A 16,217-nucleotide genomic window follows, 5' to 3' on the forward strand; every position below is an offset into this window, starting at 1 on the left:
GATGCAGGTAAAACCAGAACTGGAAATAGAAAAACAACTGATAAACCAGTTGGTAACTGGTGAAAGCCAATGGACTTATAGAGAAGACCTAAAAACAGAAGAACAACTATGGGACAATTTCTTTGAGAAACTAGCCCAAAACAACGTTGCTCTGCTAGCAGACCATCCCTTGACTGAACAGGAAAAACGCCAGATTCAGAACCAACTCAACTTTGTCAGCTACTATGATGCTGCCAAGTGGTTGGTCGGAGAAAATGGCATTGCCAAAGTCGAGGTTCAAAGAGAGGATGCGAGCCTAGGTACCATCCGTTTGTCAGTCATTTGGCGTGACAATATCGCAGCAGGAAAGTCTAGCTACGAAGTTGTCAATCAAGTCCAGAGAGAAAAAGTAAACCCTCTGGACCAAGACCGTAGATTGGATGTTACTCTTCTCATTAACGGCTTACCCATGATTCAAATTGAGCTCAAGAGTTCCCAAGCAGCATTTATCGATGCCTTTCATCAGATTAAAAAATATGACCGTGAAGGGAAATTCCGTGGTATCTACTCTAGCTTGCAGATGTTTGTTGTGACCAATAAGGTAGACACTCGCTATATCGCTGCAGCTCGTGAAAATAAACTCAACAAGCAATTTCTAACTAAGTGGGTGGATAAGGACAATCATCCTGTGACAAACTTGACTAGCTTTGCCCACGAAGTCCTTTCTATCCCTCGTGCGCACCAGATGGTCATGCAGTATTCGGTCATTGATGATAGCAAGAAATCTCTCATCCTCTTGCGCCCCTACCAGATCCATGCTATCGAAGCGGTGCAAGAAGCCTCTCGCCAGCAAGCATCAGGCTATGTTTGGCATACAACAGGTTCAGGGAAGACCTTGACTTCTTATAAGGTAGCGAGGAACCTCCTTCAGATTCCTTCCATCCAAAAGACGATTTTTGTAGTTGACCGCAGGGACTTGGACCAACAAACCACATCATCCTTCCTCTCATATGCGACCAATGATGTCATCGATATCGATGAGACGGACAATACACATGATTTGGTCAAGCGACTAGGAAGTAATGATAAACGTGTCGTGGTGACAACCATCCAGAAAATCACCACCATGATGCGCAAGTTTGACCAAGGTCTTTACCAACGAGATGCGGACAAAATCAAGGGACTCCGAGTGGCCTTTGTTGTAGATGAATGCCACCGTGCCGTGACGCCACAAACACAAAAAGACATTAAAACTTTTTTCCCTCAGTCACTATGGTATGGTTTTACAGGCACCCCCATCTTTAAGGAAAATAAACGCCAGCAAGTCGGCGACCTAGCCCAAACCACCCAGCAACAGTATGGAGACCGTCTCCATGAGTATACAGTCAAGGAAGCCATCCATGACGGAGCTGTCTTAGGCTTTAAGGTGGATTATCGCAATACACTCATCACAGACCAGTCTGAAAATGAAATACCAGATACTGTCTATGAGAATGAGGAGCACATGCTGGAAGTCTTGGATGCCATTATCAATAAATCCCGCCAACAACTAGGCTTTCAAAAAGGAGTCGGCAATACCTACAATGCCATCCTGACGGTCAAGTCTATCCCTCAAGCTCAAGCCTACTATGACCTTCTCAAAAGGGTCAAGGCTGGTCAAACACGGGTCAAGGTATCAGAGAGAGTCAAGATGGTCCTTCCAGACTTTCCGAAATTTACCATTACCTACTCTGTCACTGAAAATGAAGAAGACTCAAGAGCCAACCAAGACCACATGAAACAGGTCTTGCTAGACTATAACCAAGAGTTTGATACTCACTTTACTATGGCGGATCTTCGTGGCTTTAATATCGATGTCAATAACCGTCTAGCCCGAAAACAGGACAAGTATCTCTATCGCAATGAGCAGTTGGACTTGGTTATCGTGGTCAATCGTCTCTTAACTGGATTTGATGCCCCTTGTTTATCGACCTTCTTTATCGATCGTAAACCAATGCAACCGCAGGATTTGATTCAGGCCTTTAGTCGTACCAATCGTATCTTTGATTCTAGTAAGACCTATGGTCATATCATCACCTTCCAAAAGCCTCTAACCTTTAAGGAAGCAGTGGATAATGCCCTCAAACTCTACTCAAATGGTGGAGAAAATGATGTCCTAGCACCTAGCTGGGAAGAAGAAAAGAGAAACTTTTTGAGAAGTTGTAGCGACTTCCAAAATCTAATCACCGATGACCCCGAAGAAGGACTCCAAATCGATCAAATCTCAACACCTGAATTGAGAAAACTAGCCAAGGCTTATCAATCCTTTGATAAATACTTGGCTTCTATCCGAGTTTATAAAGAGTATGACGAGGAAGAAATCTATGCAGAGACTGGACTAACTGCAAAAGAATTGGAAAACTATCTAGGCTTCTATCAAAATATCCTTGCCGAACTTAAAAGTCGTTCAGAAGATGGTGATGAGGATGGGGAGCCACTGGATATCCACTACGAACTGGAGTCTATCCAAGTCGATGAGATTAACTATGCCTATATACTGACCCTGATCCAAAGCCTGATCGAGCAAGAGCAAAGCCAGGAAAAGAGTCTCAGTGCACAGGACAGAGAAGCAGTGGATACCTATATCCAAAGTCTGGAGAAGACCAATCCAAACCTTGCCCAGATTATCTCAGAGCTTTGGCAAGAAGTACAGGCAAATCCTGACCGCTACAGAGGTCAATCCATCGCCAATATCCTTGACCAGATGATTGAAGCAGTCATCCAGCAACATATCCGAGACTTTAGTAAGAACTGGTATGTCGGTGAAGATGAACTCCGCTACTATGTCAATCACTACCGCAAGGGAGCGAAAAAACAACTAGGAGAAAGTCAACTGACTAAGAGTCAGCGCTACAAGGACTACAAAGTTGAGGTGTCAGATGCCCTCAACCCACTCCTCTATAAAAAACAAATCAAAGAAGCCTATACCCAACTGATCGAAGAAGTGATTGAGCCGTTGAGAGTTGGGAGGTAGGAGAAGGGAAGTAAAATACATTTGATAAAAAAATCATTAAAATTATCGTGCAAGTATTTTTTTAGTTTTTTATCCTTGTTATCATTATTGGCGACTTTTATAAATATCAGTGATATTTATGAAAGTAATAATCTAATAAGCCATATAATTAAAGTTATAATAACTTTTCTTGTATTATATACATTAAGCTTTGTTTGTGCATTTTTATATTACTATTTCAAAAGGAGAGTAATATATTTTAAATATAATAGGTTTGTAGTTTCAGGGACATATGGAAATATACTAGATTACATTGGCGCTAGTAAAGTTAATTTAATAGTTCCTGTAAATAGTTGTTTTGATACAAAAATAGATGATTCAGTTATTTCTGCCAATTCACTTCATGGGCAAGTTATTAAATTTTTATACGATAATAATTTAGTATCACAGTCAGTTCTCGATAAGAAGATTAAGCGTAGTTTGAGAGAGCAGAATATATCATCATTAAGTATTAGTAATGATGTAAAACAAGGTGGAAAATCAGTAGGAAATTATAAAAGGTACCCTATCGGAAGTACTGCTTTTGTGGATATTGGTAACGTTAGATATCATTTTATAGCATTATCTATTATAGAAAATAATAAGAATGCTAAAACTAGTGATCAAGACTACCTTATAGTTTTGAATGCAATAGTTGATAATTGTTTTAGGAATTCTAATGGTAATCCAATATATCTACCCTTGATTGGTTCTGGTTTGTCAAAACTAAATTATAATCATCAGCAACAATTAGAATTTATGGTTAAATACTTCATGCTACGTAAAACAAAATTAACATCTGATGTCGAAATCGTGATCCGAAAGGAAGATGGAGATACAATTTCTATATTATAATTTAGGTGAGAGATGAATACGAATAAGGTAAAAGATCCGATTATAGTTTTTATTAGTTCTAAATGCGATGGGAAGTATAGAGAGATGCGTAAAAGGCTCTCTAAACTCATTAATGATTCGCCTTTAATGAATTCAATTTGTTATGAAGAAGAAGGAAGTCGTAGTGTTAAATCGGAGGAATTTTATGTAAATCATGTAAAGTCTTGTGACGTATGCTTGATTATCATTGATAATGAAGATGGAATTAGTCCTTCGGTTTTGAAGGAAATTGACACTGCAAAGAAGCATAATAAAAAATGTTTATATTTCTTTTGTACTGAAAATTCTAGTGAAAAGACTCAATTACAGGAAGATCTTTATGCCAAAGTAAAATATTCAGAAGTACCTGTGTTTGATCAGATCCCTGAAACAGTAATTGAATCAATTGTTGGAGATATTATTTTTTATTATCGTAATAAAAATAGTGATACTGTTGATTACAAAATTTCTGACATCAATACAGATAAGTATTCTTCAACAATTCTTGATATTTCAAAAGAATCAAAAGTGTTATGTGAATATCTTTTCAAAGTGTTTCAGTTGAACTTATCACAAGATGAAAATAAAATATCAAACATTGAGCAGGAGATAATAAAGTTTTTCCAATTTGTTTTTAATAAACATAAATTCTTAGAAATTAATTTTGATATTCTAGAGGAGTATTTTGTTTCAAAAACTGAAGAGGAATTAAAAGAAATCCTAACTCAAAGATTCAATGCTTTAAAACTATATTTTAGGGGTGATTTAAATGGTGCAATATCCATTCTATCTGATAGTTTAGTGAAAGCAACTGACGATGTAAATATTCCAAAATGGATAGTTAACAATATAGCAATAGATTTAAGAAATGTTCAAAATGAGAAAGGGAATTATGAAAATAGATGGCCAGTTTCAAATACTGGTCAGGAATATATAAATAAATCAAAAGAGCCTCTTTACTTTCCATTGTTAGATAGAAGAGAGAAAATGTTTTTTGAGCAAATAGACAAATTTCAAGCAGATAATTTATATTCAGAATCTGTAAAGAGTTATAATCTATGTAATATTGGACTATTTCAATGGATATCGGAATCATTTATATTATCATTGGGTTATGCCTCTATTACTCATATACAACATGCAAAAAATTTGATGAAAGTGCTATTAAGAACACTTGCCGAAATGTATGATGGTTATGAATTTAAAAAAGAATTATTTGTCTTAGCAGTAACTTCTTCGGACAAAGAACTAGCGAATTTCTTGCTTAAATCTAAACAGATAATAGGAACCATTAGTTCAGAAGAGATTGAGTATACTATAAGATTGATTCGTAATATTGAATTTTTTAATAATCGTTTGCGTTCTCAATGTTATTTGTTACACCATTTTTCAGACTATATAAATGATTCTATAATTGTTTCGTTTCTTATGGAATTTAAAGGAGAGGTCATAAAATGGTTGAATCAAGATAATCGCGAGTTGAATTTGGAAAAGCCAATTTTTGATGCTTTAAAAAAAGTAATAACACGTTTTAATTATGAAGATACTATTATAATCTTAAACATAATTTTTGAAAAAAAACTAATTCGGTTTTATGATAGCGCATTTTCTCTATTATGTAGAATGGACTATCGTTGGCTAACAAACCAAACTCAGAAAAAAGTTGGAAATTATTTTATATTTAAAAATAATGAATATCAATTAGATGCATATGGAAGTTATAGTAATGCTTTGATTAATTTTGTAAGAAATTCTGCTATTGATAATACCGATTTATTAAAGTATATTAAAGAGAATAATTCTGTATTAATGGAGAAAATCAGGCTTGAACTGGAACACAGTATTGTTCCTGAAAAATATATTGATAAATATATTGAGGACATAATCAACTATAATAGAACTCAAGGAGAAAATGGGATATTTACGTTTTCGGAAGTAAATAATTTCCAAACAATATTTAATATTATTAAGATAGATAATGTAAAATTATCTGAAGAGATTTTTAATAGACTTATTGATGTTTGTAAGCAGACTATTATTTCAGATAATCAAATATTAAGTGATAAATATTCTTCATTTAACCTTTTATTTCAAATCTATTTTTCTCAGACTCATGACTATAATTGGGAAAAACTAGCAGATGTATTTCAATCAAGTAAAAATACATTACTAGTACATAGTGATTTAATTGACGAAAATCCAATTATTTTATCTATTCAACTGAATGTAATGAAAAGTATTTTTGATGGTAATTATAATCTTGTTATTAACGATATACTCAAACTATCTGATGAAAATATATTTGAAATTAAGAGAGTAATATCATTTTTGCAAACAATCTTCGAGTTTGATAAATTTTCTCCAAATGGTGAATTTATTATGTTTTGTACTTATTTTTGTTTAAACATGACCAAACATTATTCTAGAAATATTAAGATGAATGCAACAGATTTGTTGATTAAACTAACTAAATATGAAATAGTTAATCAGATTATATTAAATCAACTATCGAATATGATGGATAATTCTAACTCTGATATAAAGCTAGTTATTGTAAAAAATAGAGATAAAATTATTTCAAATGGTGATTATAAAGAATATATTATAGAGAAGGCAAGATTAGATAATCACTATTTAGTAATTAAGTATGCAAATGAATATAGAATGGAAAATTCTAATGAATAATTTTAAAATTCCAAAAATTAGGTTTAACAATTTTGAAGCTTTTTGGGTAGAAAAAAGAATTGCAGATATAGTCAAAATATCTGCTGGTGGTGATGTAGATAAAGTAAAATTGAAAGAAAGTGGGCAATATCCCGTTATTGCAAATGCTTTGACAAACAAAGGAATCGTTGGGTTTTATGACGATTATAAAGTGAAAGCTCCGGCAGTGACTGTTACAGGTCGCGGAGATGTTGGATATGCAGTAGCTCGACATGAAAATTTTACTCCGGTTGTTAGACTTCTGACTCTTCAATCGGAAAATATTGATGTTGATTATCTTGAAAATCAGATTAATTCAATGAGAATTTTAAATGAGTCTACGGGTGTTCCTCAACTAACAGCTCCTCAACTTGGGAACTACAAAGTGTATCATCCTGAAATTGATGAACAATCCACCATCGGTTCTCTCTTCCGCACCCTCGACGAACTTCTTACTAGTTACAAGGACAATCTTGCCAACTACCAATCTCTCAAGGTTACCATGCTTTCTAAGATGTTTCCAAAAACTGGACAGACGGTACCTGAGATTCGTTTGGATGGATTTGAAGGTGAGTGGGAAGAAAAGTATATTGGGGAGCTAGCTGATATTGTTCGAGGTGCTTCTCCGAGACCAATACAAGATCCAAAATGGTTTGATCCAAATTCAGAAATTGGCTGGTTACGTATCTCTGATGTGACAAGTCAGAATGGCAGAATTCATAGTTTGGAACAAAAAATATCAAAATTAGGTCAAGAAAAAACAAGAGTTCTGACGGAACCTCATTTATTACTTAGTATTGCTGCCACTGTTGGAAAGCCCGTTGTTAACTACGTTAAAACTGGCGTACATGATGGATTTTTAATTTTTATGAATCCAAAATTTGATAGAGAATTTATGTTTCAATGGCTAGAAATGTATAGAGAAAAATGGAATCGATACGGTCAACCAGGAAGTCAAGTTAATCTCAATAGTGATATTGTAAAAAATCAAAAGATATTAGTTCCTTGTATGGAAGAACAACAAGCCATCGGCTCCTATTTCTCTAATCTTGATAACCTCATCAACTCTCATCAAGAAAAAATTTCTCAGCTAGAAACTTTGAAAAAGAAACTCTTGCAGGATATGTTTATATAAAAGGAGTGCAGTAAAATGTCAAAAGTAAAATCAGAAACTCTAAAGAAAGAAGAAAAACCTGTAGTAGCTATATGCTATGATTTCGATAAAACTCTGTCTCCTGATGATATGCAAGCTCAAGGGTTTATCCAGAAGCTAGGGTATGAAATTGGAGAGTTTTGGAAGAAGTCAAATGGTTTTGCTCATAAAAATGATATGGACCAAAATCTAGCCTATATGTATACTATGAAAACAGAATCTGCAGGAAAAGTTTTATTTACAAAAACTGAACTAGCTAGGTTTGGCTCAGAAGTAGAATTATTCGATGGAGTTGAAGGCTGGTTTGAACGAATTAGAAAGTATGGGGAAGAACGAGGTGTTACTGTTGAGCACTATATTATTTCATCGGGGTTGAAAGAGATGATAGAAGGTACTTCTATAGCTAAAAAGGGGGCCTTTAAGAAAATTTATGCGACTTCTTTTTATTGTGATGAAAATGGGGTTGCAGTCTGGCCAGCTCAAGTAGTGAATTATACCAATAAGACGCAATTCCTATTTCGAATCACCAAAGGTGTTCTGGATGTGAATGACTCTGCAGTCAATGAATTTTTCCCAGAGAGTGATTTACGAGTTCCTTTTAGAAATATGATTTATCTGGGTGATAGTGATACTGATATCCCCTGCATGAAATTAGTTAAAATGCGAGGAGGCTATTCTATTGGTGTATTCAATCCAAAAACGAATGACAGAACTAAAGTTCACAAAATGACTCGTGATAGTCGTATTGATTACTTTGTACCAGCAGATTACTCGGAAAATACGGAACTTGATAATTTAATCAAGACAATTATTGATAAAACAGTATTTAATGAAAAATTGGAAAATAAGAAAAATGCTGATAAAGTTGAAGCAGGCACAAGAAAACTGAGAGCAAAGAAAAAATGAATTGAGTCATTTTCAAATTTGGATAAGCGTGAACTAAACATTACTGGGTATTACGTATTTTATATAATTAAAGGGAGAACTCATGGTATCTGTAACACAACGTATAAAAGAAATTAACCAACCTCGAGGAGGCTACCTGCCCATCAAGTTATTTTCAGTAGAGCAGTTCGAAGATCACAGAGTTCTGCATCCGGTAGAGTCTGTGTCTCCTAGTTTAGTGGGGATTTGTGTGGACTACTTAACTCGATTTATGAAAGGGGCAGAAGCCCGTGATGCTTTCAGAATATCTCTCTTGGGAGCTCAGATGGTGGGTATGGGAGACCTAGCAGAAGCACTGCTCGATTTGGTGACAGGATTGGACGATTTATCGATAGAAAGTGCTTGTCGTTTGGTTTCTTTTGATGTCGTTTTTCGTGCGGGGAAACAGTATTATAAGCCTTTTGAGGAAATTACAGTGGATGCCGAAACGATAGAAAATATTCGCATCATGGTGGAACGAAGTCTTTGCTTTTTCGACCTCTATGGTCCTTTAGTAAAAGATGGCTTTAACTTTTTGGGAGGCTATACAGATACGATTGATAAGGGGGATGGAGATTTTCTAACCAAGGATACATTATGGGATTTTAAGGTGACTAAAACAGCTCCTAATAAAGACCATACACTACAAGTCCTTGTATACTATATCATGGGTTTACATTCCTTTGACCCTGACTTCCTTTCTATCGAAAATCTTGGATTTTATAACCCTCGAAAAAATATCGTTTATCAACTTCCAGTTTCTTCTATTCCTTTAGATTTGATTCGAACGATTGAGAATGAAGTGATATGTTATAAATGATTGCTTATTTAAAAAAATTAATTGCAAAACTTAGAAAGAAACACTATGGAAACAACACAAACTTCCCAGTCGCTCTATCAAGCCCTGTGGAACTCAGCGGATGTTCTCCGCTCTAAGATGGATGCTAATGACTATAAGTCCTATCTCTTGGGCATGGTCTTTTATAAGTATCTGTCAGACAAGATGCTCTTTTTCGTAGCTGAGACCATGGAAGAAGGGACAGATAGTCTTGAGGATGCCCTTGAGGTTTATCGCAACTACTACGAGGATGCGGATACCCATGAGGACCTGTTATCAGTTATGAGCGACGAGCTCAACTATAGTATCAAGCCAGACCTGACTTTTACCGCTCTAGTAGCAAGGGTCAATGAGGGGACTTTCCAGCTGGAAGATCTAGCTCAAGGTTTTCGTGATATCGAGCAAAGCGACGACCTCTATGAAAATCTCTTTGAAGATATCGACCTCTACTCTAAAAAGTTAGGGGCAACTCCGCAAAAGCAAAATCAAACAGTGGCAGCAGTCATGAAGGAGTTGGCTGTGCTAGATGTGGCTGATCATGCTGGTGATATGCTTGGGGATGCCTATGAGTATCTGATTGGACAGTTTGCGACTGACTCGGGTAAGAAAGCTGGTGAGTTTTATACACCTCAGCCTGTTGCCAAGCTCATGACTCAGATTGCTTTTTTAGGTCGTGAGGATCAGCAAGGTTTTACCATCTATGATGCGACCATGGGTTCTGGCTCTCTCTTGCTCAATGCCAAGAAATACTCTCATAAACCGCAAACGGTGGTCTACTTTGGTCAGGAGCTCAATACCTCCACTTATAACTTGGCTCGGATGAACATGATTCTACACGGGGTTCCAGTTGAGAATCAATTTCTCCACAATGCCGATACCTTGGATGAAGACTGGCCGACTCAAGAACCGACTAACTTTGATGGTGTTCTCATGAACCCTCCCTACTCTGCCAAGTGGTCAGCAAGCTCTGGTTTTATGGCGGACCCTCGTTTCTCTCCTTTTGGGAAACTGGCGCCCCAGTCCAAGGCTGACTTTGCCTTCCTCTTGCATGGATATTACCACCTCAAGCAGGATAATGGGGTCATGGCTATCGTTCTTCCCCATGGTGTTCTCTTCCGTGGTAATGCGGAGGGAACCATTCGCAAGGCCTTGCTAGAAGAAGGAGCTATTGATACGGTTATCGGTTTACCTGCAAATATCTTCTTTAATACCAGCATTCCGACCACGGTCATCATTCTCAAGAAGAACCGTACCAATCGTGATGTTTACTTTATCGATGCTTCTAAGGAGTTTGATAAGGGGAAAAATCAGAATATCATGACGGATGTTCATATCGAGAAGATTCTGGAAGCCTACAAGTCTCGTGAAGAGATTGATAAGTTTGCCCATCTGGCAAGTTATGAAGAAATCGTCGAAAATGACTACAACCTTAATATCCCTCGCTATGTAGATACCTTTGAGGAAGAAGAAGTCGAGCCACTGACAGACATCGTCAGCAAGATTAACAAGAGAAATGAAGCAATCGAAAACCAAACAGCTTCATTGCTTGAAATGCTCGGTCAACTCCACGGAACAACACCAGAAGCCGATGCCGAACTAAAACAGTTCTTGAAGGAATTTAAAGGGTGATAGGCGTAATCAATTCGCTCATAATTCGCTCATTTTATAGATATAACTTTGTTTCCGTATTTCCTGGGAACTAGTAGAAGGTTAGGAGAAATATGGAAAATAACAACCAACGTGCCCTTTGTCAGCAACTCTGGGCAGAAAACAAATACCTTGTTTTGAGTCATTCTAGCAATATTTACAAGGATATTCGCCAGTATCTCAAGCAAGAAGTGGTGGAAGTGAGTCAGGTTCAAGAGATGATTGACCGTGCCTGCCAGATTCCAGAACACAGGGGTCAGGTTTGCAATGCCTTCCAGCATATTTGGGGCTATTTCAAAAAGAAAGCGACAGATGCTGAGTGCAAGGATTACATGCTCTTGTTGGATCGCTACCGCTTTGGTCAGGCTTCTAAGGAAGACTTGATTGCTAAGACTCGAGACTTGCTTGAACGATACCCAAATGCTTATCTGCAACATTCTACCTTGTTGAAAGGAGACTCCCATGAGACTTTGGCATGAGTCTTTGATCCCACAACTGCCCCGTCCTCAGCTCTTGGGGCAACATCGAGAGTGTTGCGCTCTGCGTGGCAATGGCTGGGGCAGAAAGCATGCGACAGTTGACTATGTCTTTACCCACTCGCCCTATCGTCTCTATGCCTATCATGACTTGATCATGGGGGAGATGGCGCGTCGTGGCTACAATGTCAGTCCAGAGTGGCTGGATAAGAACTACCGTGGCAAGACCTGCCCTCCTTATGAAAATTTAACAGAGGAGAGGCTGAAAAGTCCTATCTATAGCGAACACGACTCTGCCTACTATGAGGAGTGTCTGGCTAATCTCCGTGATAAGGGGATAGAGCTGGAGTAATAGTAAGGATTATCTCCAATGGTTAACTCTTTTCGTAAATTTTTCGAATGATAAAAATGAGAGAGTGGGACAGAAATCGGTAATTCGTTAGAATTCGATTTCGTCGTCCCACCTCCGCACAGTTGAGTAGGGCTGTAAAAGCTGATGAAATCAGCGTAGTAGAGTCCACTCAACCACTGCGCCTTGCTCGACAATCCATAGAAAATTGAGAGGCTAGGACTTTTGTCCCAGCCTCTTCTTTTTATGAATATTTGGATTTACTTTTAATAACTTTTAAGTTATAATTTTAAAAAAGCCAAGCATGAACTGAAGGACTTAAAAGAAAGAGGGTTAAGTGATGAAAAATAGTGCCATTGGGAGTAATTGGAAGGATGTCCGGTCTCAACTCTTCACCAAGGAGGAAATCCTTGAAAGTGATATGCGGGTGGCAATCATGAGTGAATTGATTGAGGCTAGACATGAGCAAGGAATCAGTCAAAAAAAGCTAGAAGAACTTAGTGGAGTGAGCCAGCCTGTCATAGCTAGGATGGAAACAGGAAAGACGAGCCCTCAGTTGGATACGGTCTTAAAAGTTTTAGCCAGTTTAGGAAAGACACTAGCAGTCGTTCCACTTGAACAGGAAAAAAGTTGATTAAACTGACCTATAGTCTTTTCTAATAACAAGCCATAGTCAGTTCTCGGTTCACTAATTTTTTGTTCTAAACGTAGATATTTAAAAACTCTATCAATCATTGTCTACCAAAGGATTTGAGGTATTTGTCTCAAATCTTTTTTTGTGCTCGAAATATCGATATAGTTTGAAACTATATCAAAGCCTAATTTTTTACAATTATACAGACAGTTTCTTTTCTGTTAAGATAGTTTCAACAACAATTTTTGGAGGACAAAACATGTCAACTACAATTATCGGTTTCCCTCGTTTGGGTGAATTCCGCGAATTAAAATTTACAACTGAAAAATACTTTAGAAAAGAAATCTCAGAAGAAGAACTTTTGGCTGCTGCTAAAGACTTGCGTGCTAAACACTGGAACATTGTCAAAGAAAAAGGTATTACTGAAATCCCATCAAATGACTTTTCTCACTATGACAACTTCCTTGATGCTGCTTTCCTTTTCAACGTAGTTCCTGCATCAGTACAAAACTTAGAATTATCTGATCTTGAGCGCTACTTTGCTTTGGGACGTGGTTACCAAGGAGAAAAAGGGGATGTTCGTGCCCTTCCGATGAAAAAATGGTTCAACACCAACTACCACTACATCGTTCCTAAGTTTGAAAAAGACACTCAAGTGAAATTGGCTGGACACAAGATCTTTGATGAGTTCCAAGAAGCCAAAGAACTTGGTCTTAACACTCGTCCAGTCCTTGTAGGTCCATTCACTTTCCTTCAATTATCAGACTTTGAAGAAGGCGTAAAAGCAGAAGACTTTGTAGATAGCTTTGTAGCTGCTTACCAAGAAGTCTTTGCAAAATTGGCTGAACTTGGTGCGACTCGTATCCAACTGGACGAAGCGGCTCTTGTCAAAGATTTGACAGCTGAAGAAAAAGCCCTCTTCTTAAACCTCTACAACAAGCTTTTAGCTGATAAAAAAGGTCTTGAAGTCTTGCTTCAAACATACTTCGGTGACGTTCGTGACGTCTACGCTGACCTTGTAAACTTGCCAGTAGATGCCATTGGTTTGGACTTCGTTGAAGGTAAGAAAACTCTTGAACTCGTTAAAGGTGGTTTCCCAGCTGATAAGACTCTCTACGCAGGTATTGTCAATGGTAAAAATATTTGGCGTAACAACTACGAAAAGAGCTTGGCTGTTCTTGAGCAAATTCCAGCTGAAAACATTGTCTTGACAAGCTCATGCTCACTCCTTCATGTGCCATTTACAACTGCTAATGAAGAATTTGAACCAGCAATCTTGAACCACTTTGCTTTCGCAGTTGAAAAATTGGATGAGATCCGTGACTTGGATGCTATCCGCAACGGTCAAGGTGAACAAGCTCTTGTTGCTAACAAAGAACTCTTTGCGACTGAACGTGTTGGTGTCAATGCGGAACTTCGTGCTCGTATCGCAGGATTGACAGATGCAGACTACACTCGTTTGCCAGCCTTTGCTGAACGTGAAGCTATCCAAGAAGATGCCTTCAAACTTCCAGCTCTTCCAACAACAACCATCGGTTCATTCCCTCAAACAAAAGAAGTTCGTGCTAAACGTTTGGCCTTCCGTAAGGGTGAATTGTCACAAGAAGAATACGATGCCTTCCTTGCTGAAACCATCGACGAATGGATCAAATGGCAAGAAGAAGTTGGATTTGACGTGCTTGTACACGGTGAATTCGAGCGTAACGACATGGTTGAGTACTTCGGTCAAAACTTGTCAGGTTACCTCTTCTCTAAAAACGGTTGGGTACAATCATACGGTATGCGTGGAGTTAAACCACCGATCATCTGGGGTGATGTGACTCGTCTCAACCCAATCACTGTTAAATGGTCTAGCTATGCACAAAGTCGTACTGACAAACCTGTTAAAGGTATGTTGACTGGACCTGTTACCATCCTTAACTGGTCATTCCCACGTGAAGACATCTCTATCAAGGATTCTACTCTTCAAATCGCTCTTGCAATCAAGGATGAAGTTCTTGACCTTGAAGCTGCAGGCGTGAAAATCATCCAAATCGACGAGGCTGCTCTTCGTGAGAAATTGCCACTCCGTCGTAGCGACTGGTACGAAGACTACCTTGACTGGGCAATTCCTGCCTTCCGCTTGGTACACTCAACAGTAGCACCAGACACACAAATCCACACTCACATGTGTTACTCAGAATTTACAGATATCATCCCAGCTATCGACAACTTGGATGCAGACGTTATCTCATTTGAGGCTAGCCGTTCAAACCTTGAAATCTTGGACGAACTCAAAGCGAAAAACTTCCAAACAGAAGTTGGACCTGGAGTTTACGATATCCACTCACCTCGTGTGCCTAATGAAGGCGAAATCGACCACACCATCGAAGCGATTCTTGCTAAAGTACCAAGCAGAAAAGTTTGGATCAACCCTGACTGTGGTTTGAAAACACGTGGTATTCCAGAAACTAAAGAAAGCTTGATCCGCCTTGTAGAAGCAGCTAAAGCTGCGCGTGAGAAATTGTAAGAAAAGACATTTCTCCATACATGGTTGATCAGTAAGAAATCAACTAGAAAAGGTTCATACATATGTCACGTCAAACACCGTCCCTCTCATTTGAAGTTTTCCCTCCAAACCCAGCAGTAGGCAATGATAAAATTATTGGAGCTCTGCAAAACATGCAAGACTTGGCTCCACACTTCATCAGTGTGACTGCCAGCAATAATAAATTTAATATCAAAGAGACGACGGTTCGTTTGGCTGACTATATCCAAAATGATTTGGCTATTCCGACAATCGCTCACTTGCCAGCTATTTACTTGACCAAAGATAAGGTTGCTGAGACAATTGTAGATTTGGATAAGGTTGGAGTACAGAAAATCTTGGCTCTTCGTGGAGATATCATTCCAGGTGTTGAGCCACAGAAGGATTTCCGTTATGCGACAGACCTGATCGAGTTTATCAAGGAGCAGGCCCCACACTTTGATATCATTGGTGCTTGTTATCCTGAAGGACACCCTGATTCGCCAAACCAAATCTCAGATATCCAAAATCTTAAGAAAAAAGTGGATGCAGGATGCTCTAGTCTAGTAACGCAACTCTTCTTTGACAATGAGCGTTTCTATGATTTCCAAGACAAGTGTACCTTGGCTGGAATTGATGTGCCTATTCATGCGGGTATCATGCCAATCCTCAACCGTAACCAAGCTCTTCGTCTTTTGAAGACTTGTGAGAATATCCATCTCCCACGTAAGTTTAAAGCTATCTTAGACAAGTATGAGAATGACCCTGAGTCACTCAGAGCAGCAGGACTTGCCTATGCCGTGGACCAAATCGTGGACTTGGTAACTCAGGACGTTGCAGGTGTGCATCTCTACACTATGAACAATGCAGAAACTGCCCAATACATCCATCAAGCAACCCATGCCTTGTTCAATCATCAACCTCAAGGATCATAAACAATAAACCATTCCTCTTTTCATGGAGGAATGGTTCCTTTTTAATAGAAAAGCCAGCACTTTTTAAGAAAAATATGATAAAATAGACTCTGTACGTACTTGATACAAAGATGAGGGTATAAACGATATTTAAGCAGTCTTAATCTTATATCAAAGAGATGTAAGTTAA

At 38.1% G+C, this 16,217-nt stretch carries 11 protein-coding genes and 1 pseudogene; all 12 read left to right on the forward strand.

What is annotated here, in order from left to right; genetic code table 11:
* Position 1: 1 nt before the first annotated feature.
* Positions 2–2,992, forward strand: a complete 2,991-nt coding sequence (locus ADF68_RS03160; protein WP_049548602.1) for a type I restriction endonuclease subunit R — start codon at positions 2–4, stop codon at positions 2,990–2,992.
* Between the two features lie 21 nt (positions 2,993–3,013).
* On the forward strand, positions 3,014–3,865 hold the full coding sequence (locus ADF68_RS03165) for a macro domain-containing protein (protein WP_080979372.1): 852 nt from the start codon (positions 3,014–3,016) through the stop codon (positions 3,863–3,865).
* Positions 3,866–3,877: 12 nt separating this feature from the next.
* Entirely contained in the window at positions 3,878–6,568 is a 2,691-nt protein-coding gene (locus ADF68_RS03170; RefSeq protein ID WP_049548603.1) for a hypothetical protein, read from the forward strand.
* Positions 6,561–7,721: a restriction endonuclease subunit S gene (locus tag ADF68_RS03175; RefSeq protein WP_049548604.1), complete on the forward strand. Its 1,161-nt coding sequence runs from the start codon at positions 6,561–6,563 to the stop codon at positions 7,719–7,721. Before ADF68_RS03170 ends, ADF68_RS03175 begins: the two co-directional genes overlap by 8 nt.
* Positions 7,722–7,736: 15 nt before the next feature.
* Positions 7,737–8,612 (forward strand): annotated as a pseudogene (locus tag ADF68_RS03180) (HAD family hydrolase); the annotation flags it as partial.
* 115 nt (positions 8,613–8,727) lie between these two features.
* Positions 8,728–9,483: a hypothetical protein gene (locus tag ADF68_RS03185; protein ID WP_049548606.1), complete on the forward strand. Its 756-nt coding sequence runs from the start codon at positions 8,728–8,730 to the stop codon at positions 9,481–9,483.
* Positions 9,484–9,528: 45 nt separating this feature from the next.
* Positions 9,529–11,130: a type I restriction-modification system subunit M gene (locus tag ADF68_RS03190; RefSeq protein WP_049548607.1), complete on the forward strand. Its 1,602-nt coding sequence runs from the start codon at positions 9,529–9,531 to the stop codon at positions 11,128–11,130.
* Between the two features lie 92 nt (positions 11,131–11,222).
* Positions 11,223–11,627 carry a YbgA family protein gene (locus ADF68_RS03195; RefSeq protein ID WP_049548608.1) on the forward strand — a complete coding sequence of 135 codons (405 nt, stop codon included), beginning with the start codon at positions 11,223–11,225 and terminating at the stop codon, positions 11,625–11,627.
* Positions 11,611–11,976, forward strand: coding sequence for a TIGR02328 family protein (locus tag ADF68_RS03200; protein ID WP_049548609.1), 366 nt, complete (start codon positions 11,611–11,613; stop codon positions 11,974–11,976). Before ADF68_RS03195 ends, ADF68_RS03200 begins: the two co-directional genes overlap by 17 nt.
* A gap of 337 nt (positions 11,977–12,313) precedes the next feature.
* Positions 12,314–12,607 (forward strand): helix-turn-helix domain-containing protein, encoded by a 294-nt coding sequence (locus ADF68_RS03205; protein ID WP_000797748.1) that lies wholly within the window; start codon positions 12,314–12,316, stop codon positions 12,605–12,607.
* Between the two features lie 259 nt (positions 12,608–12,866).
* Positions 12,867–15,116 (forward strand): 5-methyltetrahydropteroyltriglutamate--homocysteine S-methyltransferase, encoded by a 2,250-nt coding sequence (gene metE / locus ADF68_RS03210; RefSeq protein WP_049548610.1) that lies wholly within the window; start codon positions 12,867–12,869, stop codon positions 15,114–15,116.
* A 62-nt stretch (positions 15,117–15,178) separates the two neighbouring features.
* Positions 15,179–16,048, forward strand: a complete 870-nt coding sequence (metF, locus tag ADF68_RS03215; protein WP_049548611.1) for a methylenetetrahydrofolate reductase [NAD(P)H] — start codon at positions 15,179–15,181, stop codon at positions 16,046–16,048.
* The last annotated feature ends 169 nt before the right edge of the window (positions 16,049–16,217 follow it).

Source organism: Streptococcus pseudopneumoniae, assembly GCF_001068775.1.
Classification (GTDB): domain Bacteria; phylum Bacillota; class Bacilli; order Lactobacillales; family Streptococcaceae; genus Streptococcus; species Streptococcus pseudopneumoniae_N.

Excerpts from the sequence above, each read along its gene's own strand:
- ADF68_RS03160 (WP_049548602.1), top strand. The coding sequence starts at position 2 with ATGCAGGTAAAACCAGAACTGGAAATAGAAAAACAACTGATAAACCAG.
- metE (WP_049548610.1), top strand. The coding sequence starts at position 12,867 with ATGTCAACTACAATTATCGGTTTCCCTCGTTTGGGTGAATTCCGCGAA.
- ADF68_RS03195 (WP_049548608.1), top strand. The coding sequence starts at position 11,223 with ATGGAAAATAACAACCAACGTGCCCTTTGTCAGCAACTCTGGGCAGAA.
- ADF68_RS03175 (WP_049548604.1), top strand. The coding sequence starts at position 6,561 with ATGAATAATTTTAAAATTCCAAAAATTAGGTTTAACAATTTTGAAGCT.
- ADF68_RS03185 (WP_049548606.1), top strand. The coding sequence starts at position 8,728 with ATGGTATCTGTAACACAACGTATAAAAGAAATTAACCAACCTCGAGGA.
- metF (WP_049548611.1), top strand. The coding sequence starts at position 15,179 with ATGTCACGTCAAACACCGTCCCTCTCATTTGAAGTTTTCCCTCCAAAC.
- ADF68_RS03205 (WP_000797748.1), top strand. The coding sequence starts at position 12,314 with ATGAAAAATAGTGCCATTGGGAGTAATTGGAAGGATGTCCGGTCTCAA.
- ADF68_RS03190 (WP_049548607.1), top strand. The coding sequence starts at position 9,529 with ATGGAAACAACACAAACTTCCCAGTCGCTCTATCAAGCCCTGTGGAAC.
- ADF68_RS03200 (WP_049548609.1), top strand. The coding sequence starts at position 11,611 with ATGAGACTTTGGCATGAGTCTTTGATCCCACAACTGCCCCGTCCTCAG.
- ADF68_RS03170 (WP_049548603.1), top strand. The coding sequence starts at position 3,878 with ATGAATACGAATAAGGTAAAAGATCCGATTATAGTTTTTATTAGTTCT.